General features: G+C 74.5%; 19 protein-coding genes. 14 read left to right on the forward strand and 5 right to left on the reverse strand.

Going from position 1 to position 19,735, the window contains the following annotated elements:
• The first annotated feature begins 80 nt into the window (after positions 1-80).
• The 4 genes from sufC (at position 81) to PSD17_RS19650 (ending at position 3,119) form a co-directional block, all read left to right on the forward strand.
• Complete coding sequence (gene sufC, locus PSD17_RS19635) at positions 81-857, forward strand: Fe-S cluster assembly ATPase SufC (protein ID WP_013675505.1); 777 nt, start codon at positions 81-83, stop codon at positions 855-857.
• A complete protein-coding gene (locus tag PSD17_RS19640; protein WP_013675504.1) occupies positions 854-2,173 on the forward strand; it encodes a cysteine desulfurase in 1,320 nt (439 codons plus the stop codon). The genes sufC and PSD17_RS19640 overlap by 4 nt, the downstream gene beginning before the upstream one ends.
• Positions 2,173-2,631, forward strand: a complete 459-nt coding sequence (gene sufU, locus PSD17_RS19645) for a Fe-S cluster assembly sulfur transfer protein SufU (RefSeq protein WP_339124050.1) — start codon at positions 2,173-2,175, stop codon at positions 2,629-2,631. Before PSD17_RS19640 ends, sufU begins: the two co-directional genes overlap by 1 nt.
• 125 nt (positions 2,632-2,756) lie before the next feature.
• Complete coding sequence (locus PSD17_RS19650; protein WP_049803698.1) at positions 2,757-3,119, forward strand: metal-sulfur cluster assembly factor; 363 nt, start codon at positions 2,757-2,759, stop codon at positions 3,117-3,119.
• Between the two features lie 65 nt (positions 3,120-3,184).
• Here the strand turns inward: PSD17_RS19650 and PSD17_RS19655 are convergent, their stop codons facing one another.
• From PSD17_RS19655 to PSD17_RS19670, 4 genes are read right to left on the reverse strand one after another with little or no spacing between them, the layout of a single operon-like run.
• Complete coding sequence (locus PSD17_RS19655) at positions 3,185-4,132, reverse strand: adenylate/guanylate cyclase domain-containing protein (protein WP_013675501.1); 948 nt, start codon at positions 4,130-4,132, stop codon at positions 3,185-3,187.
• Between the two features lie 7 nt (positions 4,133-4,139).
• On the reverse strand, positions 4,140-4,589 hold the full coding sequence (locus tag PSD17_RS19660; protein WP_013675500.1) for a universal stress protein: 450 nt from the start codon (positions 4,587-4,589) through the stop codon (positions 4,140-4,142).
• 51 nt (positions 4,590-4,640) lie between these two features.
• Positions 4,641-5,924, reverse strand: a complete 1,284-nt coding sequence (locus PSD17_RS19665) for a lycopene cyclase family protein (RefSeq protein WP_339124065.1) — start codon at positions 5,922-5,924, stop codon at positions 4,641-4,643.
• Entirely contained in the window at positions 5,921-6,727 is an 807-nt protein-coding gene (locus PSD17_RS19670; protein WP_339124051.1) for an SDR family oxidoreductase, read from the reverse strand. Before PSD17_RS19670 ends, PSD17_RS19665 begins: the two co-directional genes overlap by 4 nt.
• Before the next feature lie 186 nt (positions 6,728-6,913).
• Here PSD17_RS19670 and PSD17_RS19675 point away from each other — a divergent pair, with 186 nt between their 5' ends.
• The 4 genes from PSD17_RS19675 to PSD17_RS19690 all read left to right on the forward strand — a co-directional run bounded on the left by PSD17_RS19675 (position 6,914) and on the right by PSD17_RS19690 (position 11,673).
• The gene (locus tag PSD17_RS19675) at positions 6,914-8,539 is read left to right on the forward strand and encodes an ABC-F family ATP-binding cassette domain-containing protein (RefSeq protein WP_103381980.1); all 1,626 of its coding nucleotides are present in this window, start codon (positions 6,914-6,916) and stop codon (positions 8,537-8,539) included.
• A 237-nt stretch (positions 8,540-8,776) separates the two neighbouring features.
• A complete protein-coding gene (locus tag PSD17_RS19680; protein ID WP_013675497.1) occupies positions 8,777-8,986 on the forward strand; it encodes a helix-turn-helix domain-containing protein in 210 nt (69 codons plus the stop codon).
• 182 nt (positions 8,987-9,168) lie between these two features.
• On the forward strand, positions 9,169-9,978 hold the full coding sequence (locus tag PSD17_RS19685) for an enoyl-CoA hydratase/isomerase family protein (protein WP_041759757.1): 810 nt from the start codon (positions 9,169-9,171) through the stop codon (positions 9,976-9,978).
• Between the two features lie 252 nt (positions 9,979-10,230).
• The gene (locus PSD17_RS19690) at positions 10,231-11,673 is read left to right on the forward strand and encodes an MFS transporter (protein WP_339124052.1); all 1,443 of its coding nucleotides are present in this window, start codon (positions 10,231-10,233) and stop codon (positions 11,671-11,673) included.
• 173 nt (positions 11,674-11,846) lie between these two features.
• Here the strand turns inward: PSD17_RS19690 and PSD17_RS19695 are convergent, their stop codons facing one another.
• Complete coding sequence (locus PSD17_RS19695) at positions 11,847-12,449, reverse strand: TetR/AcrR family transcriptional regulator (protein ID WP_013675494.1); 603 nt, start codon at positions 12,447-12,449, stop codon at positions 11,847-11,849.
• Between the two features lie 108 nt (positions 12,450-12,557).
• Between PSD17_RS19695 and egtA the strand changes: the two genes are divergently transcribed.
• The 6 genes from egtA (at position 12,558) to gcvT (ending at position 18,966) form a co-directional block, all read left to right on the forward strand.
• On the forward strand, positions 12,558-13,937 hold the full coding sequence (gene egtA, locus PSD17_RS19700) for an ergothioneine biosynthesis glutamate--cysteine ligase EgtA (RefSeq protein ID WP_339124053.1): 1,380 nt from the start codon (positions 12,558-12,560) through the stop codon (positions 13,935-13,937).
• Entirely contained in the window at positions 13,934-15,340 is a 1,407-nt protein-coding gene (gene egtB, locus PSD17_RS19705; RefSeq protein WP_379653083.1) for an ergothioneine biosynthesis protein EgtB, read from the forward strand. Before egtA ends, egtB begins: the two co-directional genes overlap by 4 nt.
• A 4-nt stretch (positions 15,341-15,344) precedes the next feature.
• Positions 15,345-16,160, forward strand: a complete 816-nt coding sequence (egtC, locus tag PSD17_RS19710; RefSeq protein ID WP_013675491.1) for an ergothioneine biosynthesis protein EgtC — start codon at positions 15,345-15,347, stop codon at positions 16,158-16,160.
• Positions 16,161-16,167: 7 nt separating this feature from the next.
• Positions 16,168-17,160, forward strand: coding sequence for an L-histidine N(alpha)-methyltransferase (gene egtD, locus PSD17_RS19715; RefSeq protein ID WP_339124054.1), 993 nt, complete (start codon positions 16,168-16,170; stop codon positions 17,158-17,160).
• A gap of 97 nt (positions 17,161-17,257) precedes the next feature.
• A complete protein-coding gene (locus PSD17_RS19720; RefSeq protein ID WP_339124055.1) occupies positions 17,258-17,734 on the forward strand; it encodes a cupin domain-containing protein in 477 nt (158 codons plus the stop codon).
• Positions 17,735-17,856: 122 nt separating this feature from the next.
• Positions 17,857-18,966, forward strand: coding sequence for a glycine cleavage system aminomethyltransferase GcvT (gene gcvT, locus PSD17_RS19725; RefSeq protein ID WP_339124056.1), 1,110 nt, complete (start codon positions 17,857-17,859; stop codon positions 18,964-18,966).
• Positions 18,967-19,735: the final 769 nt, after the last annotated feature.

The following is a 19,735-nucleotide window of genomic DNA, read 5'->3' on the forward strand; positions in this document are numbered from 1 at the left end:
CGCCTCGGTCCCGGCGAAGAGCCCGGACCGCCCCCACCCGCCACAGAGCTTCACAGAGCCACGGAGTCATCGAGAACACCATGTCCACTCTGGAGATCAAGGACCTGCGCGCGTCGGTCACCACCGACGCGGGCGCCAAGGAGATCCTGCGCGGCGTCGACCTCACGGTCCGCGCCGGCGAGACCCACGCGATCATGGGGCCCAACGGCTCCGGCAAGTCCACGCTGGCCTACGCCATCGCCGGGCACCCGAAGTACGAGATCACCGGCGGCGAGGTCCTCCTCGACGGCGAGAACGTGCTCGAGATGTCGGTCGACGAGCGCGCCCGCGCGGGCCTCTTCCTCGCCATGCAGTACCCGGTCGAGGTCCCCGGCGTGTCGATGGCGAACTTCCTGCGCAGCGCGGCCACCGCGGTGCGCGGCGAGGCGCCGAAGCTGCGCACCTGGGTCAAGGAGGTCAAGGGCGCGATGGACGCCCTGGAGATCGACCAGACCTTCGCCGAGCGCAGCGTCAACGAGGGCTTCTCCGGCGGTGAGAAGAAGCGCCACGAGGTGCTGCAGCTGTCGCTGCTCAAGCCGAAGGTCGCGATCCTCGACGAGACCGACTCGGGCCTGGACGTCGACGCCCTGCGCGTCGTGTCCGAGGGCGTCAACCGCTACAAGGCGGCCGGCGACGTGGGGGTGCTGCTGATCACGCACTACACCCGCATCCTCAAGCACATCACTCCCGACGTCGTGCACGTCTTCGCCGGCGGCCGGATCGTCGAGTCCGGGGGCGCCGAGCTCGCCGACGAGCTCGAGACCAACGGCTACGTGAAGTTCACCGGCGCGGCGGCGGGAGTCGAGGTCGCCTCGTGACCGCGGTGCAGGCCCCGGCGGGCGCGGGCCTGACCCGGCTCGACCCGGCGGCCCTGCGTCCGGACTTCGCGATCCTCTCGCGGACGGTCCGCAACGGCCGCCCGCTGGTCTACCTCGACTCGGGTGCGACGTCGCAGCGGCCGCGCCAGGTGCTCGACGCGGAGCGTGAGTTCCTGGAGCAGCACAACGCCGCGGTGCACCGCGGCGCGCACCTGCTCGCCGAGGAGGCGACCGACGCCTACGAGTCGGCCCGCTCGCGGATCGCCGCGTTCGTCGGGGCCGAGCCCGACGAGCTCGTCTTCGTCAAGAACGCCACCGAGGGGATCAACCTCGTCGCCTACGCGATGAGCAACTCCTCGGTCCGCACCGGGCTGGGCGCCGAGTCCGAGCGGTTCGCGCTCGGCCCCGGCGACGAGATCGTCGTGACGGAGCTGGAGCACCACGCGAACCTCGTCCCCTGGCAGGAGCTGTGCCGGCGGACCGGCGCTACCCTGCGCTGGTACGAGGTCACCGACTCCGGACGCATCGACCTCGACTCGCTCGAGCTGTCCGAGCGGACGAAGGTCGTCGCGTTCGCCCACCAGTCCAACGTGCTGGGCTCGGTGGCGCCGGTCGCCGAGCTGGTGCGGCGGGCCCGCGCGGTGGGGGCCCTCGTCGTCCTCGACGCGTGCCAGTCCGTCCCGCACATGCCCGTCGACCTGCGGGCCCTCGACGTCGACTTCGCGGTGTTCTCCGGGCACAAGATGCTGGGGCCCTCCGGCGTCGGCGTGCTCTACGGTCGCACCGAGCTGCTCGAGGCGATGCCGCCCTTCCTCACGGGCGGGTCGATGATCGAGCTGGTCCGGATGGAGGGCTCGACGTACGCGCCGCCGCCGCAGCGGTTCGAGGCGGGCGTGCCGATGACGTCGCAGGCCGTGGGCCTGGGCGCGGCCGTCGACTACCTGTCGGCGATCGGCATGGACGCCCTGCACGCGCACGAGCTGGAGCTGGCGCAGGTCGCGCTCGACGGGCTGCGGGCCCTGCCGGGCGTGCGGATCATCGGGCCGGAGACCCTGGAGAGCCGGGGCGGCACGGTCGCGTTCGTCGTCGACGGGGTGCACGCGCACGATGTCGGACAGGTCCTCGACGACCGTGGCATCGCCGTGCGCGTCGGGCACCACTGCGCGTGGCCGCTGCACCGCAGGTTCGGCGTCGCGGCGACGGTCCGGGCGTCGTTCCACTGCTACAACACCGTCGACGAGGTCGCCCAGCTCGCCGAGGGCGTGCGGGCGGCGCAGGAGTTCTTCGGCGTGGCCGGTGCGGGGACGGGCGACTGATGCAGCTCGAGCAGATGTACCAGGAGATCATCCTGGACCACTACCGGTCGCCGCACGGCTCCGGGCTGAAGGACCCGTTCGACGCGGAGTCCCAGCAGATCAACCCGACGTGCGGCGACGAGATCACGCTGCGCGTCAAGCTCGACGACGCCGGTGAGAAGGTCCTCGACGTCTCCCACGAGACGCTGGGCTGCTCCATCAGCCAGGCCTCGGCGTCGGTGCTGACCGACCTCGTGGTCGGCCAGACCGTCGACGAGGCGATCAGGATCCTCGCGGCGTTCCAGGAGATGGCCCAGGGCCGGGGCAAGGTCGAACCCGACGAGGACGTCCTCGGCGACGCGGTCGCGTTCGCCGGGGTGGCGAAGTACCCGGCGCGCGTCAAGTGCGCGCTGCTGGGGTGGATGGCGTTCAAGGACGCCGTCGTACGGGTGCAGGACGGGAAGGGAGCCACCGCATGAGCGAGACGGCGAACGAGGCCGCAGCCGCGGCGGAGCGGCCCGCCGACACAGCCGCGGCGGAGCGGCCCGCCGACACAGCCGCGGCGGAGCCGGCGGCCGACGAGGTCGTGCGCGGCGCGGCCGGCATGCCCGAGCCCCCTGCCGCCGCGGGCGAGGGCGCACCGGGTGACGCGTCGCTCGAGGACATCGAGGAGGCCATGCGCGACGTCGTCGACCCCGAGCTGGGGATCAACGTCGTCGACCTGGGCCTGGTGTACGGGCTCGCGGTCGAGGAGAAGACCGCGGTGATCGACATGACGCTGACGTCGGCGGCCTGCCCGCTGACCGACGTCATCGAGGAGCAGACCCGCGCCGCGCTCACCGGCGGTCCGTCGGGCGGCCTGGTCGACGACATCCGGATCAACTGGGTCTGGATGCCGCCGTGGGGCCCGGAGAAGATCACCGAGGACGGCCGCGAGCAGCTGCGCGCGCTGGGCTTCCGGGTCTGACCCGTGAGTGGCGATGGTCGCCACGGTGACTGTCGCCATGGCGACCACCGCCACTCACGAGCGCGTCACGCCCTGCTCAGGGCGTGCAGCTGCAGGTGCCGGTAGCCGCGGACCGATCGTGACCGCAGCCGCCGGACCCGGAAGCGCTCGTCACCGTCGAGCGCGGCCGCGACCTCCCGGTCGACGAGCACCGTGCCCGGGCGCGCCTGCGCCGTCAGCCGGGCGGCGATGTTCACCGGCTCACCGAACACGTCTCCGAAACGCGCCAGCACCTCGCCCGCGGCGAGCCCGATCCGCAGGGGCGGCAGCAGGTCGTCGGCGGCGACCTGCTCGTCGAGCGCCAGCGCGATCCCGGCGGCCGTCGCGGCGTCGTCGGCGACGAAGAGCACCTCGTCGCCGACGGTCTTCACGATCCGTCCGCGCCCCTCTGCGATCACCCCGGCGGTCCGGGCGGAGAAGCGTTCGAGCAGGTCGTCGAGCTCGGCGGCGCTGCGTCGGCGCGTCGCGCGGGTGAAGCCGACCATGTCGGCGAAGCCGACGGCGAGCGGACGGGTGTCGCTGTCGGCGGCACCGGGCGCCGCCCGCTCCAACGCGGCGGCGAGATGACGACGCCACACGTAGTCCTGCAGCCGGCCGAGCTCCGGGACGAGCGCCGCGGCCAGGTCGGCGGGGGAGCGCTCGCCCGCCGGGCCGGCGAGCACCGTGCGCAGCATCCCGACCTGCCACTCCGCGAGCCGCGACATGTCCTGCGCGACCGCCCTGGCGACGGCCTCGCGCACCCGCGGCGGCAGCAGCCCGGCGTCGCCGAGCTGCTGCATGACCCGGACGGCCTCGACGTCGCGGTCGGTGAACAGCACGTCGTCGTCGGCGGGCTCGGGGAAGCCGAGCGCGCGCCACAGGCGCTCGCCCTCCTCGGGGTCGATCCCCGCGGCGGCGATCACCTGCGGACGGGTGAGGGTGCGGGCACCACCCAGCACGGCCTCGGCGAGGCCGGGCTCCGGGCCGTCTGGCACGGGTCGCTCAGGTGGTGTGGACGATCAGCACGTCGACGCCCGCGCGGCGCGCCGCGTCCGACGGGACCGACCCGAGCAGCCTGCCGGACAGCGTGTTCAGCCCGCGGTTGCCGACGACGAGCAGGTCGGCCCCGTGGTCGCGGACCGCCGCGCGCAGCACCTCGACCGGCGCGCCGTCCACGGCGTGGGTCGACACCTCACCCGCGCCGGCCGCGCGCGCCCGGTCGGCCGCCTCGCGCAGCGCCTCCTCCGCGGGCGTCCAACCCCGAACGAGGTGGGCCTCGCCCTTGAGCGCGTCCTCCGCGCCCGCGGTGTCACCCGGGTCGGACGGGGTGAACGCCGACACGACGACGAGCTTCGCCCCGCTGTCCGCGGCGACGGACGCGGCCCGCTCGACGGCGGCGAACGAGGTCGCCGACCCGTCGGTGCCGACGACGATGGTCTTGTAGGCGGGCATGGGTCCTCCGATGCCGCGGACGGTGCGACTCTCGCTGTCCGTGTTCGGAGGCTACCGTCGGTAGCGTCGGCCGCGGGCACCCGGCGCGCGGTCGTCACCCGCTTCGGGGTCCCGCGCGGGAGCCGCGGGCAGCAGCGCGGGTCCGACGAGCCGCCCGCGCAGCGGCCAGCCCGAGCGGCCGAACAGCGCGGTCATCGCCGCGAGCGTGGCGCCCAGGTCGTCGCGGGCGCCGAGGTAGGCCCGGCGGTGCCGGTCGGGCAGTGCGAGGAACGTGTCGAAGAACGCGGGTACGTCGCGCGCGGGCATGCGCAGCAACGCCTCCAGCCCGCGCCGGCGCAGCGCGTGCACGGCCCGCGCGGTCGGCGTCCAGAGCACCGTCCGGTCGACCCGGGCCGCCGCGTCGGCCCCGTCGTCGCCCTCGGCGAGCGCCGCGGCCAGCGCGCCGGCCACCCGCGGCGCGAGCACCAGCGCCGTCGCGACGCTGAAGCCGGTGGCCGGGTGGACCAGTGGGGCCGCCGCGCCGAACCCGAGTACGCCGTCGCGGTCGTGGCGAGGGGTGTCGACGGGGAACCGCACCCGCTCGACGCGTGCACCGTCGGGCACGGCGACGCCGTGCCGGGCCAGCCGCGCGTGCAGCCGTCTGCGCAGGTCCTCCAGGGCGAGCCCGGGCCGGCGCGCGAGCGAGGTCTCCTCCAGCAGCACCGTGCCGTCGCCCAGCGCGACGCCGTAGAGGAACGTGGGCCAGCCGTCCTCGCCGTGGTCGGGGCGCCAGTCCATGAACAGGGCCTCCCCGGGCCCCACCAGCGGCAGCGCGACCTCGGCGGGCACGACGACCCCGTGCGCGGTCTGTTCCGCGGCCGCCGGCCGGCGCCAGTCCGTCGTCCCGAGGGGGCGTCGGTGGCCGCCGGCGTCGACGACGACCCGCGCGGTGAGCGACCCGCCGCCGTCGAGCACCACCCGGTGCGGCGAGGGGATCGCCACCGCCCGGCCCGCGACGACCCGCGCCCCGCCCCGACCGAGTGCCTCGTCGAGGTGGGCGCGCAGCGGCTGCGTGCCGAGCACGACGTAGTCCTGGCCCAGCCGGTGCTCGGTGAGGGCGACGGCCCGCCCCGGCGACCTCGACGCGACGACGGCGTCGGGCAGGTCCGCGGGCAGCTCGCTCGCCCACGCCGCGTACGTCGAGCGCCACGGGCGCCGCGGCGCCGGGTCGAGCAGCGTCGTGCGCAGGCCGAGGGCCGCACAGGCGGCCGCGACGGCACGCCCGGCCGGGCCCGCCCCGACGACGAGGACGTCGTCGACGGGCCGCGGACCGGCCGTCCCGGACGCCCGCGTCAGCCCGTCCCGCCGGCCGCGAGCAGACCGCCGTCGACCAGCACCGTCTCACCGCTGATCCACGCCGCGGAGTCCGACACGAGGAACCCGACGAGCGCAGCGACGTCACGCGGCTCACCGAGCCGCTTGAGCGGGTAGGACGACGCGACGCCCTCCTCGTCGTGGGCGTAGAGCGCCGTCGCGAACCGGGTCTTGACGACCGCGGGCGCGACGGCGTTGACCCGGATCCCCGGGCCGAGCTCGGCGGCGAGCTCGGCGGTGAGCCGGATGAGCGCGGCCTTGGACGCGCCGTAGGCGGCGATCGCGCCGGTGGAGCGCAGCCCGCCGACGGATGCGAGGTTGACGACGGCGCCGCCGTGCTCGGCCATCCACGCCTTGTGGGCGAGCTGCGTGTAGCCGAGCGCCGCGACGACGTTGACGTCGAAGATCTTGCGGACGGCGTCGAGGTCGGCGTCCATCAGCGGCCCGTAGATCGGGTTGATGCCCGCGTTGTTGACCAGCACGTCGAGCCGGCCGAACGTGTCGGCGGTCCGGGTGACGGCCTCCTCGCGGTGCGCGGGGTCGCCCGCGTTGCCCGCCACGGTGAGCACCCGCGACGCGTCGCCCCCGGCGGGCCCGCCGAGCAGGTGCTCGGCCGCCTCGGCCAGCACGGCCTCCTTGCGCGCCGTGATCGTGACCGATGCGCCGCGGGCCAGCAGCTCGGCGGCGATCGCGAGCCCGATGCCCCGGCTCGCGCCCGTCACGAGCGCGGCACGGCCGATGAGGTCCTGGGGGGTCGTCGCCGCCGGGGCGAGGGCTTCGTCCATGTCGTGACCCTAACCAGGGTGACCGGGTCCACGGCGTGATGTGGCCGACCCCGCGCCGACGCGGCGGGAAACCGGGGCGACACGGCCGGTACCCTGGACGTCGTGATCCGGATCGGGTAGCGCCCGTCGTCGTCGACCGCCGTGCCGCATTCCCGCGACCGTCCCCCGGATTCTGGAGCCTCCTTCGTGATCACCGCCACCGACATGGAACTGCGTGCCGGGTCCCGGATCCTGCTGTCCGGGGCGACGCTGCGCGTCCAGCCGGGCGACCGCATCGGTCTCGTCGGGCGCAACGGCGCCGGCAAGACCACGTCGATGCGGGTGCTGGCAGGGGAGTCCGAGCCCTACGGCGGCACCGTCGGGGCCAACAGCCCGGTGGGCTACCTGCCGCAGGACCCGCGCGAGGGCGACCTGCGGGTCACGGCGAAGGACCGGGTGCTCTCCGCGAAGGGCCTCGACGAGCTGCTGCGCCGCATGGAGAAGGCGCAGACCGCGATGGCCGAGCTGGTCGACGGCGCGCAGAACGACAAGGCCGTCCGCGAGTACGGCCGCATCGAGGAGCGGTTCGCCGCGCTCGGCGGGTACGCCGCCGAGAGCGAGGCGGCCCGGATCTGCGCCCACCTCGGGCTGCCCGAACGCGTGCTCGGCCAGCCGATCGCCACCCTCTCCGGCGGGCAGCGCCGCCGCGTCGAGCTCGCCCGGATCCTGTTCGCCGCGACCGACGGGGGCGGTGCCCCCAGCGGTACGACGCTGCTGCTCGACGAGCCGACCAACCACCTCGACGCCGACTCGATCACCTGGCTGCGGCAGTTCCTGTCCGCGCACGACGGCGGGCTGGTCGTGATCAGCCACGACACCGACCTGCTGGCCGCCGTCGTCAACAAGGTGTGGTTCCTCGACGCCACCCGCGGCGAGGTCGACGTCTACAACATGGACTGGAAGCGCTACCTCGACGCGCGCGCCACCGACGAGAAGCGCCGCCGCCGCGAGCGCGCCAACGCCGAGAAGAAGGCCGCGGCACTGCACACCCAGGCGCTCAAGATGGGCGCCAAGGCGACGAAGGCCGTCGCGGCCAAGAACATGGCCCGCCGCGCCGACGAGCTGCTCGCCGGGCTCGAACCCGAGCGGAAGAACGACCGGGTCGCGAAGATCCGGTTCCCCGACCCCGCGCCGTGCGGGCGGACCCCGATCACGGCGGAGGGGCTGTCGAAGGCGTTCGGGTCGCTCGAGGTGTTCACCGGCGTCGACCTCGCGGTGGACCGCGGGGCCAAGGTCGTCGTGCTCGGCCTCAACGGTGCGGGCAAGACGACGCTGCTGCGGCTGCTCGCCGGGACCGAGGTCCCCGACGCCGGGCAGGTCGTCCCGGGGCACGGGTTGCGCACCGGCTACTTCGCGCAGGAGCACGACACCCTCGACATGGACGCGACGGTCTGGGAGAACATCCGGCACGCGTCACCCGACACCCCCGAGCAGCAGCTGCGTACGGTGCTGGGCACGTTCATGTTCTCCGGCGAACAGCTCGAGCAGCGGGCGGGGACGCTGTCGGGCGGCGAGCGGACCAGGCTGGCCCTCGCCGGCCTCGTGTCGAGCTCGGCCAATGTGCTGCTGCTCGACGAACCGACCAACAACCTCGACCCGGCCAGCCGCGAGCAGGTGCTCGACGCGCTGCGCCGGTTCGCGGGCGCCGTCGTCCTCGTGACGCACGACCCCGGCGCGGTGGAGGCGCTCGACCCCGACAAGGTGATCGTGCTGCCGGACGGAACCGAGGACCTGTGGTCGGCGGACTACCTCGAGCTGGTCCAGCTCGCCTGACCCTCGCGAGCCCCCGTCCGTGGTCGTTCGGGACCGCGACACCCGGATGACCGCGTCCGATCGCCACCGACCGCGATGATCACCCATCCGCGTGATCCGTTCGGGGGAACCGTTCACCGATCATCGAGTCGATCATCTGGCACGTTCCTACCCCGTGGTCGATCATTGCCGCACCGCGAGCCGAGCGGGGCTCGGGGGCCGCGGACGGCCCGCGGCGGGGCAGAGGAGGTCAATGACGTGGCCGACCTGAAGAAGGGCGCCCGGATCACCGGCGCACAACGGGACAAACTCGCGACCGACCTGAAGAAGAAGTACGAGAAGGGGGCGAGCATCCGGGCCCTGGCCGAGCAGACGGGACGGTCCTACGGCTTCGTGCACCGGGTGCTGAGCGAGACCGGTGTGACGCTGCGCGGCCGTGGCGGGGCGACCCGCACCAAGAAGAAGTAGGTGGTACCGGCCCGCGACGCGGGCCCGCGGTTCGACCCGCCCCTGCAGCGCGTCCTGGTCCGACGCGCACCGCCGGGGCACCCGGAGACGACCGGGTAGCGTCGGCCACCGGGACGGGCGCTCGGCCCGCCCGCCCTGGACGAAAGGCGGACTCGGTGACCTCTGCGCACTCGGTGGACCCTGTGACCGACGGACCGGCTCCCGCGGTCGACGCGGACCTGCTGTCGCGTGGCGGGGTCGTCCTCACGGTCGACGGCGTGCGGGCGACGGTGACCCTCGACCGGCCGGACCGGCTCAACGCGCAGACCCCGGACACGTGGCAGGCCCTCGCCGCCATCGGTGAGGGCCTGCCCGCGGAGGTGCGCGCGGTCGTCGTGCGCGGGGCCGGGCGGGCATTCTCCGCCGGGCTCGACAGGCGGATGTTCACCCCCGAGGGGATCGACGGCCACCCCGGCGTCGGCACGATCGCCGGCCTCTCCGACGCCGACGGCGACGAGGCCATCGCCGCGTTCCAGGCCGGGTTCGTGTGGCTGCGCGACCCGGCGCGGGTGACCGTCGCGGCCGTGCAGGGGCACGCCATCGGCGGCGGCTTCCAGCTCGCACTCGCCTGCGACATCCGGATCGCGGCGGAGGACGCGCAGTTCTGCATGGCCGAGCCGGCGCTGGGCATCGTGCCAGACCTGGGCGGGACGTTCCCGCTGGTCCGCGCGGTCGGGTACGCGCGGGCCGTGGACATCTGCCTCACGGGCAGGCGGATCGGCGCGGAGGAGGCCCTGGCCATCGGCCTGGTGCAGCAGGTCGTCCCCGTCGACCAGCTCGACGCGGCGACCGACACCGCGGTCACCGCCCTCACGTCCGCACCCGCGGGCGCCGCCCGGGAGACGCTCGCCCTGCTGGCCGGGGTGGCCGACGGCGTCGATCCCGCCGGGGCGCTCGCCGCGGAGCGGGCCGCCCAGCTGCGCCGGCTGCGGGCCCTGGCCGCCGGCGACTGACATCGGGCGTGGCGTCGCGGCCGGGAGCGTGGCGTCGCGGCACCCGGTGGCTGTCGGCGACACGGTCGTGAGTGGCGACGGGCCGGCGCGAGCCCGACCGTCGCCGTCCCTCGCCGCCGTCGGTGTCCAGGGGCGGTAGCGCGGTCCGCGGGGGCCGCAGCGTGTCGACGATCTCGTCGTCCCGGCCGGGATCCGGTCGCCAATTAGTTGTAGCGTGCTAACTGTTCGGTACGCCACGACGAACGGAGCGGGATGCCGGAGATGACGGCGCGGACGCGCTCGGTGATCCTCGCGATCTGCTGTTCCAGTCTCTTCGTCGTCAGCCTCGACAACACGATCGTCAACGTCGCGCTGCCGGCCATCTCGCGCGATCTGGGCTCCTCGGTGAGCAGTCTGCAGTGGGTCGTCGACGCGTACCTGCTCGTGCTGGCGAGCCTGCTCATGCTCGCGGGCTCGACCGGGGACCGGATCGGCCGTCGTCGGGTGTTCCAGACCGGTCTGATGCTGTTCGGTCTCGGTTCGCTGCTGTGCAGCCTCGCCCCGAACACCGGGTCGCTCATCGCCTTCCGGATGCTGCAGGCCGTCGGCGGCTCCATGCTCAACCCCGTCGCCATGTCGATCATCACGAACGTCTTCACCGAACGGCGGGCCCGGGCCAAGGCGATCGGGGCGTGGGGGAGCGTCGCCGGGATCAGCATGGCGCTCGGCCCACTGCTGGGCGGGGTGCTCGTCGACGCCGTCGGATGGCGGTCGATCTTCTGGGTGAACGTGCCGGTGACGCTGGTCGTCGTCGTGCTCGCGGCGCGGTTCGTGCCCGAGTCGCGGGCCGAGCGACCGCGCCGCATCGACCCGATCGGCCAGGTGCTGGTCGTCCTGCTGCTCGCAGGCGTCACCTTCGCGATCATCGAGGCGCCGGTGCGTGGCATCGGGTCGCCGTGGATCCTCGGGTCCGCCGCGGTCGCGGTCGTCGCGCTGGCGGTGCTCGTGCCCGTCGAGCTGCGCCGCCGCGAGCCGCTGCTCGATCCGCGGTTCTTCCGCAGCGTCTCGTTCAGCGCGGCCACCGTCATCGCGATCGCCGCGTTCGCCGCGCTGGCCGGGTTCCTCTTCCTCAACGCCCTCTACCTGCAGACGACCCGCGGCTACAGCGCCCTGCACGCGGGGCTCCTGACGTTGCCCATGGCCGCCGCGGTCGCGCTGCTGCCACCACTGTCGGCACGGCTGGTCGGCACCCGGGGCCCGCGGATTCCGCTGATCGTGGGCGGTCTCGGGCTCGCCACCGGCGGCGCGCTGCTGACGGGGCTGACCGAGACGACGTCGCTGGGCCTGCTGCTGGTCGCCTACGTCGTGTTCGGGATCGGCTCGGGCATGGTCAACGCCCCGATCACCAACGCCACCGTCTCCGGGATGCCGGTCAGCCAGGCCGGGGTGGCGGCCGCGGTCGCCTCGACGTGCCGGCAGGTCGGATCGGCGCTGGGTGTAGCGGTGCTGGGCGCGATCGTCACCTCGCGGACGACGGGCCCCGGCGCGGTCGGGCTGGCGGAGGCGAGCCACACGGCGTGGGTCGTGGTGACGGTGTGCGGGATCGCCGTCGCCGTCCTCGGGGTGGTGTGCACGAGCCGATGGGGACGGCGCGCCGACGAGCGCGCGGCGACCCGGATCGCCGACGAGGTGGGCCGGCAGCCTGCCGCGGCCTGATTCGCGCCCACCGGGTGCGCCGTTGCACCCAACGGACGGTGCTCACGTTCGCAGCCGGAGTGACCCGGGTCAACCCGCCGTGACCGGTCCGTGACAGCACCGCCGATCGGGTGGGGCGGCTCGTCCGGCCTCGTCCCGCAGCGGGCGGCGCCGCGGCCGGACGGCGCGGCGGCTCAGCCCACCGCGCCCGCGCCGTCCACCGGAGCGGTGGTGCGGCGCACCGACTGCTCGACGACGTCGAGCACGCTCGCGAGATGACCGGCCGGCAGGCCCATCGCCAGGTGCGACACCAGGCCCTCGAGCACGAGCTCCAGGTACTGGGTGAGCACGGTGAGGTCGACGTCCGCGCGCAGCGCACCGGACGCGGCCTGGCGCTCCAGCCGGTTGCGGGTCGCCGTCGTGAGCTCGGCGGAGTAGGCCTGCCAGTGCCCGCGGAACGCCTCGTCGGTGCGCGCCTTGCGGGCCATCTCGAGATATGTCCCCGTCCAGCCGGCAGGGCGGCTGTCGGGCGAGGACAGCAGCTCCCGCATGACCTGCACGAGCCCCTGCTCGGCCACCACCGCCGCCATCACGCGGGCGTCCTGCTCGGCGATCGCGAGGAACAACGCCTGCTTGTCGCGGAAGTAGTGGAAGATCGCGCCACGCGAGAGCCCGGTCGTCTGCTCCAGCCGCCGGACCGTCGCCCCCTCGTAGCCGTGGCGGGCGAAGCACTCGCGCGCCCCGTCGAGGATCTGACGGCGGCGCGCCTCGAGCTGGTCGGAGCTGACGCGGGGCACGCCTCCAGTATTCCGTACGTACGGATTGCAGGGGAGCCGATGCCGGCCACATGATCGTCATTGTTCGGTCATCTGCAACTGTCGGTCCCCGCGGGTACCGTTTCCGCCGTGGTCCACGAGGTGGAAGTCGCGGCGTCCTCGCCGTCGCACACGCCGGCGGCGGCGCGGCAGCTTCGCAGCCTGTCGGAGGCGGAGGCGTACGTGGCGTCGGTATGTTTCAAGCACGGCCCACCGCGGCTGCAGGGTGTCGAGCTCGAATGGCTCGTCCACTCCGGCACCGCCCCCGGGGCACCGCCGGACCGCGCGCGCCTGGCTTCGGCCCTCGGCCCGCACGCCCCCACCACCCTCGTCCCGTCCTCCCCGGCCCAACCGCTCCCGCACGGATCGACCGTGACGGTCGAGCCCGGCGGCCAGGTCGAGCTGGCCAGCCCGCCGCTCGCCGATCTGGACTCGCTCGTCCGCGTCACCGCCGCCGACGCCGCGGAGCTCCACCGCCGCCTCGCGGCCTGCGGTCTCGTCGTCCAGCCGCGGGCCACCGACCCGCTCCGGCCGCCGACGCGGATCCTCGACCATCCGCGCTACGCCGCGATGGAACGCGCCTTCGACCGCCGCGGTCCGCACGGCCGCAGCGGGATGTGCTCGACGACGGCCGTCCAGGTGTGTCTCGACGTCGGGACGGCCGCCGACCTGCCGCTGCGCTGGGAGGCCCTGCACGCTCTCGGACCGGTGCTGCTGGCGGCCTTCGCGAACTCGCCCGTGCTCGCGGGGCGCCGGACCGGCTGGAAGTCGTCGCGGATGGCCTGCTGGCTCTCCGCCGACCCGACGCGGACGACCCCGCCTCGCCCGCGCTCGGCCGACCCGGTCACCGACTGGGCCGCCCGGGTTCTCGGCACCCCGCTGCTGTGCGTGCGCCGCGACGACGGGCCGTGGGACGCGCCGCCCGGCGTCACGTTCGCCGACTGGATCGCGGGCGCGTTGCCCACCGCGCCGACGACGGCCGATCTCGACTACCACGTGTCGACGCTGTTCCCGCCGGTGCGGGCGCACGGCTTCCTCGAGGTCCGCTACGTCGACGGGCAGGCCGGTTCCGGCTGGGCCCTGCCCATCGCCGTGCTGGTCGCCCTGCTGTCGCGGCGCGAGGTCACCGAGCGCGCGCTCGAGCTGAGCCGGCCCGTCGCCGACCGCTGGATCGAGGCGGCCCGCTGTGCCCTCGCCGACCCGGCGTTGGCCGCGGCGGCCGGGTCCGTGTTCGAGCTCGCCTGCGCCGCGGCGCGCGAGGTGGGCGCCCCGGCCGACGTCGTGACCGCGCTCGAGGACATGACCGCGCGACGTGTCCTGCGGGGCCGGTGCCCGGCCGACGACCTGCTCGACGAGGAACGGCTGCGCCCGCAACCCGTCGTCGACACCGGTGACGGGTGGCCGCTGCTCACCAGCGTGGTGGCGCCGGCCGCCCTGTCCACCGCCGTCCCGGAAGGAGACCCGTCGTGACCGAGGTGCCGACCGTCACCGATCCCGCTGCGCCCGACGGCGACGCGATCGAGAGCGAGGCGGCCGTCCGCGACCGGGTGGTGCGGCTGCTCGAGCGCTCCCGCACGCGCAGCATCGCGCTCACCGACGCCGTCGACGAGGCCGACCTCGTCGCGCAGCACTCACCGCTGATGTCGCCGCTGGTCTGGGACCTCGCGCACATCGGCAGCCAGGAGGAGCTCTGGCTGGTCCGCGACGTCGGCGGCCGCGAGCCGCTGCGCCCGGAGATCGACGGGCTCTACGACGCGTTCCAGCACAGCCGCGCGAGCCGCGTGGACCTGCCGCTGCTCACCCCGCCGGAGGCGCGGGCCTACGTCGCCGAGGTGCGCGACAAGGCGCTCGACGCGCTCGGATCGACCCCGCTGCGCGGGCACCGGCTCGTCGAGCACGGTTTCGCGTTCGGGATGATCGTCCAGCACGAGCAGCAGCACGACGAGACCATGCTCGCCACCCACCAGCTGCGCGCGGGCGCGCCCGTGCTGCACGCCGAGCCCCCGCCGCCCGGCCCGGGCCCGGCGCGGCTCGGGGCGCGCGAGGTCCTCGTCCCGGCGGGCCCGTTCGTGCAGGGCACGTCGACCGAACCGTGGGCGCTCGACAACGAGCGGCCCGCGCACACCGTCGACCTGCCGGCGTTCGTCATCGACACCTACCCGGTCACCAACGCCGAGTACACCGCGTTCGTCGAGGCCGGCGGGTACGACGACCCGCGCTGGTGGAGCGCACGCGGTTGGGCACACCGGGTCGAGGCGGACCTGCGGGCGCCGCAGTTCTGGGAGCGCGACGCGTCGGGAACGTGGTGGCGGCGCCGGTTCGGCGTCGTCGAGCCGGTGCCGGCCGACGAGCCCGTCGTGCACGTCTGCTTCCACGAGGCCGCGGCCTACGCCGCCTGGGTGGGCAAGCGCCTGCCCACGGAGGCGGAATGGGAGAAGGCGGCCCGCCACGACCCCGCCACCGGGCGCTCCCGGCGCTACCCGTGGGGCGACGAGGAGCCCGGTGCCGGCCACGCCAACCTCGGGCAGCGGCACCTGCAGCCGGCGCCGCTCGGCGCCTACCCGGCAGGGGTGTCGGCGCTGGGCGTGCATCAGATGCTGGGCGACGTCTGGGAGTGGTGCGACAGCGGCTGGGAGCCCTACCCGGGATTCGAGATGTTCCCGTACCCCGAGTACTCGCAGGTGTTCTTCGGCGGCGACTACAAGGTGCTGCGCGGCGGGTCGTTCGGCACGGACCCGTCGGCGGTCCGGGCGACGTTCCGCAACTGGGACCACCCGATCCGCCGCCAGATCTTCTCCGGGTTCCGCTGCGCGCGCGACGCGTCGGCGGCCGAGGCGGCGGAGTCGTCCGGCGTGCCGACCGGGGGTCGATGACGGCGTGTGCCGCCATCTCGCGTACCTCGGCCCGCCGGTGACGCTGTCGACACTGCTCACGGAGCCGTCGCACGCGCTGCTGCGGCAGTCGTGGGCGCCGCGCGACATGCGTGGCGGCGGCACCGTCAACGCCGACGGGTTCGGGGCCGGCTGGTACCCGGGTTCGGGGGCGCCGCCGGTCCGCTACCGCAGCGACCGGCCGATGTGGTCGGACACGTCGTTCGCCGCGCTGGCCGGGGCGACGCGTTCGGCCGCGGTGCTGGCCGCCGTGCGGTCCGCGACGACGGGCATGCCGGTGGTGAGCACCGCGGCGGCACCGTTCACGGAGGGTCGCTGGCTGTTCAGCCACAACGGTGTCGTCCGCGGATGGCCCGCGTCGGTGGCGGGCGTCGCGGCACGGCTTCCGGTCACCGACCTGCTCACCCTCGACGCGCCCACCGACTCGGCCCTGCTCTGGGCGCTGGTGCGCGACCGGCTGCGTGCGGGCCGTGACCCGGGCGACGCGCTGGCCGCCACCGTCGCCGAGATCGCGGCCGTCGCCCCTGGGTCGCGGCTCAACCTCCTGCTCACCGACGGCTCGGCGATCTGGGCGACCGCGTGGGACCACGCGCTGTCCGTGCGCGTGCTGCCCGCCGCGGGGACCGCCGCGGCCGCGGTCACCGTCGTCTCCGAGCCGTTCGACGACCTCCCCGGCTGGGCCCCCGTGCCCGACCGGCACCTCGTACGGGCCGTACCGGGCCGGTACCACCTCGACGCGCTCACGACCGTGGGCGCGACGTCGGCGACGGCGGGATCCGGGCCGTCGCCGGTGATCGGATAGGAGTCCGATGTCTGTCGTCCAGCTCGACGTCCACCTGACCGACGCCGACGCCGCAGCCGCCCTGCGCGCCGACGTGACCAGGGGCCTCACGTCCGAGCCGAAGGTCCTGCCGCCCAAGTGGTTCTACGACGCCCGCGGCAGCGAGCTGTTCGAGCGGATCACCGAGCTGCCCGAGTACTACCCGACCCGCACCGAGCGGGCCCTGCTGGAGTCGAGCGTCGACGAGATCGCCGCGGCGTCGGGCGCCGACACGATCGTCGAGCTCGGGTCGGGCTCGTCGGCCAAGACCCGGCTGCTGCTCGACGCGTTCGCCCGCGCCGGGACGCTGCGCCGCTACGTCCCACAGGACGTCAGCGAGGCGGCCCTGCGCGGCGCGCTCGACCAGCTCACCGAGGAGTACCCGGGACTGGAGCTGCGGGGCGTCGTCGGCGACTTCACCCGCGACCTCGGCCGGTTGCCCGGCGGTGGCCGCCGGATGATCGCGTTCCTCGGCGGCACGATCGGCAACCTGCTGCCCGCGGCACGGGCGCAGTTCCTCGCGCACGTGCGGTCGGTGCTGGAGCCGGGGGAGCAGCTGCTGCTGGGGACCGGGCTGGTCGTCGCACCCGAGGTCGTCGTCCCGGCCTACGACGACGCCGCCGGCGTCACCGCGGAGTTCAACCGCAACGTCCTGCACGTGCTCAACCGGGAGCTGGGGGCCGACTTCGAGCCCGAGGCGTTCGACCACGTGGCCCTGTGGGACGCGGAGAACGAGTGGATCGAGATGCGGCTGCGGGCGCAGCGGGCGATGACGGTGCACGTCCGCGAGCTCGGTCTCACGGTGCGCTTCGCCGAGGGCGAGGAGCTGTGCACCGAGGTCTCGGCGAAGTTCCGCCGCAACGGGGTCCGGGAGATGCTGGCCGGCGCGGGCTTCGAGCTGACCCGCTGGTGGGCCGATCCGCTCGACCGCTTCGGCCTGAGCCTTGCGACGGCCGTCCGGCCCGGCGAACCCGTGCGGTGACCCGTCGACCGTGGACCGGAGCGCCGGGGGGCCGCGTCCCCGGCGCTCCCGCTCCGGCCGGTGCGTGGTGACCGGCCGCGTCACTAGGCTCCTCCGCATGAGCACGGCCGACGAGCACTCCCACGACTGGCGCACCGACGGCGTGCGGGTCGTCCCCGGCGACGCGCTGGACACCAACACGCCGCAGACCCCGGGCATGAACCGGGCCGCGGCGATCGACCACGCCCGGGTCGGCGCGCAGAAGCTGTGGGCAGGCACGGTGACCATCCACGCGGGCGCCAAGACCGGCGCGCACCATCACGGTGAGCTGGAGAGCGTCATCTACGTGATCCGGGGCAAGGCATGCATGCGCTGGGGGGAGAACCTCGAGTACACGGCGGAGGCGGGTCCCGGCTCGTTCATCTTCGTGCCGCCGTACGTGCCCCACCAGGAGATCAACGCGCTCGACGACGAGCCGCTCGAGTGCGTGCTCACCCGCAGCGGGCAGGAGCCGGTCGTGGTGAACCTCGACATCGAGGGCGTCGCCGATCCCGTCGAGGTGCCGTGGGTCGACCCGGGGCACCCGCACCCCTGACCGCCAACTCCCGACCGCGAATCCCCGACCGCGACACGCCGACCCCGCGCGCCGACGACCCGGCGCCGCCGTCCGCGCCCGCGCCGTGTGATCCCGCGTCGCACCACCCACCGGAGCTCCGCATGACCGCCGCACACGATCATCTCGTCCGTACCCCGCTCGACGCCGAGCACGAGGCGCTCGGGGCGACGTTCACCGACTTCGCCGGCTGGCGCATGCCCGTTCGCTACGGCAGCGACCTCGCCGAGCACCACGCCGTCCGGACCGCGGCCGGGCTGTTCGACCTGTCGCACATGGGCGAGGTCGAGTTCGAGGGCCCGCAGGCGGGGGCCGCGCTCGACCACGCGCTCACCGGGGCGATGTCGGCGATGCGTGTCGGCCGGGCGAAGTACTCGCTGCTGTGCGCCGCCGACGGCGGCGTGCTCGACGACCTCGTCGTGTACCGGCTCGCCGAGGAGCGGTTCCTGGTCGTCGTGAACGCGGCCAACGCCGGCGCCGACGCCACCGAGCTCGCCCGCCGTGCCGAGGGTTTCGACGTCCGGGTCCGTGACCGGTCGGCCGACACGGCGCTCGTCGCCGTCCAGGGCCCGCGGGCGGCCGAGATCGTCCGCGGCCTCGTCCCGGACCCGGCCGTCGTCGACGAGCTCCGCTACTACGCGGCCACGCCGGCCGCCGTGGCCGGGATCGAGATCCTGCTGGCGCGCACCGGGTACACGGGCGAGGACGGCTTCGAGCTGTACGTGCCCGGCGCCGACGCACCCGCGCTCTGGCGGGTCCTGCTCGATGCCGGCCGGCCGCACGACCTCCAGCCGGCCGGGCTGGCCTGCCGGGACACGCTGCGCCTGGAGGCCGGGATGGCGCTCTACGGTCATGAGCTCACGGTCGACACCGACCCGTTCGCGGCCGGGCTGCGCCGTGTGGTCGCGCTCGACAAGGAGTTCGTCGGACGCGACGCGCTCGCCGCCCGGGCCGAGTCCGAGCCGGCCCGGGTCCTGGTCGGGCTGACGGGGGAGGGACGCCGGGCGGGCCGGGCCGGCGCCGCGGTCCTCGACGCCGACGGATCGCTGGTGGGGGAGGTGACCTCCGGCGTCCTGTCGCCGACGCTCGGAGTCCCGATCGCGCTGGCCTACGTCGACGCCGCGCTGGCCGCGCCCGGTACGGCGGTCGAGCTGGACGTCCGGGGCCGGCGGCAGCCGTACACCGTGACGGAGCTGCCGTTCTACCGGCGCTGACGCGGCCGACTCTGTCCCGGTGGGAGCCGGGCTCGCCCCTTCTCTCTGGTAAACGATTCATTGACACAACGCGCGAACCGGTTGGCCCTCGAGGACCCTGCCGGCACCGCGCCCGACTGACGCGGCACGGGGGAGCGGGCAGGTTCCTGCCTGTCTGGTCGACCCGGCTCCGGGCTCCTCGGCACCCCGCCGACTCCGTGCGAGGGTGAGGTACCACCGGCCGGTCCGACCCGCCCTACCTGCTCGTCGCCGGCGCGAAGCTCAGACTCTGGAGACCGCGACGAACCGCCCCTGCCGCGGAACTCGTGGAGGGAGCGCGCAGCGCGCCGCTGGCTGTCCGCCGGCGCCGACCGGCAGCGGGACATCGATCCCGGCCAGTGCCGGCACCCCCGAACAGCTCCTGTGAGTGGCGGCACCGTGCCGCGTACCGGGCGGGCGGAGATCGACCCGGGCGGACATCGACCCGGGCGGACATCGACGGAGACGAACGGCGCGTCCGACCCAGCGCCGGGTCCGGGGAATGCCACCCGTCGCGGCGACGTTCTGCTCCTCCGCAAGTGCGGCCGCAACCTCAGGGTCGTCGTACGCCCGCCCACGAGCAGTGGGGTTGCGGCCGGCGGGTTGCCCGCAACCCCGCTGCTGCCGGATCGGCCGGCGGAAGCGGTGAGGTTGCGGCGGGAGGAGGTCATGGTGGGGACGCAGGTGCCTCTCCATGTGTAAACCAATCATTGACGCGCCGGAAACGATCTTGGCACCAGGGAGACTGATC

Origin of the sequence: Pseudonocardia sp. D17, assembly GCF_036984265.1 — a bacterium.
GTDB classification, from domain to species: Bacteria; Actinomycetota; Actinomycetes; order Mycobacteriales; family Pseudonocardiaceae; genus Pseudonocardia; species Pseudonocardia benzenivorans.

Coding starts and splice junctions, on each gene's coding strand:
- PSD17_RS19670 (WP_339124051.1), bottom strand. CDS start 6,727: ATGGACGAAGCCCTCGCCCCGGCGGCGACGACCCCCCAGGACCTCATC.
- PSD17_RS19650 (WP_049803698.1), top strand. CDS start 2,757: ATGCCCGAGCCCCCTGCCGCCGCGGGCGAGGGCGCACCGGGTGACGCG.
- sufC (WP_013675505.1), top strand. CDS start 81: ATGTCCACTCTGGAGATCAAGGACCTGCGCGCGTCGGTCACCACCGAC.
- PSD17_RS19690 (WP_339124052.1), top strand. CDS start 10,231: ATGCCGGAGATGACGGCGCGGACGCGCTCGGTGATCCTCGCGATCTGC.
- PSD17_RS19720 (WP_339124055.1), top strand. CDS start 17,258: ATGAGCACGGCCGACGAGCACTCCCACGACTGGCGCACCGACGGCGTG.
- gcvT (WP_339124056.1), top strand. CDS start 17,857: ATGACCGCCGCACACGATCATCTCGTCCGTACCCCGCTCGACGCCGAG.
- sufU (WP_339124050.1), top strand. CDS start 2,173: ATGCAGCTCGAGCAGATGTACCAGGAGATCATCCTGGACCACTACCGG.
- egtD (WP_339124054.1), top strand. CDS start 16,168: ATGTCTGTCGTCCAGCTCGACGTCCACCTGACCGACGCCGACGCCGCA.
- PSD17_RS19660 (WP_013675500.1), bottom strand. CDS start 4,589: ATGCCCGCCTACAAGACCATCGTCGTCGGCACCGACGGGTCGGCGACC.